The organism is Bradyrhizobium valentinum (assembly GCF_001440405.1).
In the GTDB taxonomy this organism is placed as follows: Bacteria; Pseudomonadota; Alphaproteobacteria; order Rhizobiales; family Xanthobacteraceae; genus Bradyrhizobium; species Bradyrhizobium valentinum.
In genome coordinates this window covers 1-1,187 of the sequence record NZ_LLXX01000098.1, presented here as the reverse complement: position 1 = coordinate 1,187, position 1,187 = coordinate 1, and the positions used below count along the sequence as shown (strand labels likewise).

At 58.4% G+C, this 1,187-nt stretch carries 1 protein-coding gene; it reads left to right on the top strand.

The genetic code is table 11. The annotated features are described in order from the left end of the window. The first annotated feature begins 900 nt into the window (after positions 1-900). Positions 901-1,167: a hypothetical protein gene (locus CP49_RS14930; RefSeq protein ID WP_057901627.1), complete on the top strand. Its 267-nt coding sequence runs from the start codon at positions 901-903 to the stop codon at positions 1,165-1,167. Positions 1,168-1,187 lie beyond the last annotated feature (20 nt).

Here is a 1,187-nt window from a genome sequence, read left to right as displayed (position 1 = left end):
GGGAGCAGCCGGAGTGCGTTTTAGATGCGCGCCGGGTGTCCCCGCTTGGCGCATTGGGATGAGCGGCCCCAGCTATCAGCCCCTGCTGGGGCCGTTTCTTTTCTCAAACGAAAGCCCGGCTCTTTGGGCCGGGCGATTCGCAAACATTCCGAACGTGATGAAACGCAAACATCTTAGATCAGAATAAACATAAACGTCGGTTCGCTTTGTTACCTAGGAATCGGAATTTGGCTCCTGAGTACGTGACCAAGCGCATAGATTAGTCGTCCACGCGCGCTCAAGAAACGGCCCCAGCGGGGAAGACTGGGGCCGTCAGGGGATGTGCCTCGAGGCAATTGGGGATCTCAAAGGCACATACCCACACTTCGGGAAAAGGTGGCAAGTTCCCTTCCTTCGCGGTGCGGGGGGAAGGCCCGGCAGCGTGAACCGACCGGCGGCGAATAGAGAAGGAACGATATTCACGGCGCCAATGTTAACCCACGCACTCAGGACAACGAGGAGCCGTTGATGATCCGCATTGGTTGCCTTGGGGCCTTCCTTGTAGCTTTCACTCTTACTGGGCCAGCATCGGCTACGGGGGGATGTGGAGTCGGGTGTAGCAGCACGTCTGAAGGGGCCTGTGTCCGCGATGGATGGCAGCAAGGTTTGCCCGTTCGGAACGTGTGCCCGGCCACATCCCAGCCATCTCCGCCTTGCGGCCCATATCACCGATGGAGTCGGCAATCCATGATGTGCATACCGCGTTGAGGCTGGCCCGGTTAGCGGCCCCCGCTGGGACCGTTTCTTTTCCCTGACCGTGTTCTTACGGGGTCATTATTGGCCAACAACTTGCGATGGGTGCTTCAGCTGTTCGGCAGCTCATCTCTAGGTGTGCCGAACTAAGTCACTCGGAGCACCCAAATGAGTATGCAGCCTCGTTTTGAGACAGCGCGCGAAACTGCAGTGATTAGTAAGATACTGGCTGATCTTGCCCGCACCGTTCAACTGATCGAATGCGAGATCGCGGCCCAAGAAGAGCGCGCCAGCGTTTCCGACCGGTCTGATGTCAAGTATCCAATGCTGGCAAGGACCCTGATCGTGCGGCGCGATAATCTCAAGATGACCATCGACGCCCTTGAACAGCGTCTCGCCGAGCGAGCGCCGCACGAGCAAGCAACGGCGGCTTAGCCCAAGGCAAAAGCCGTCGC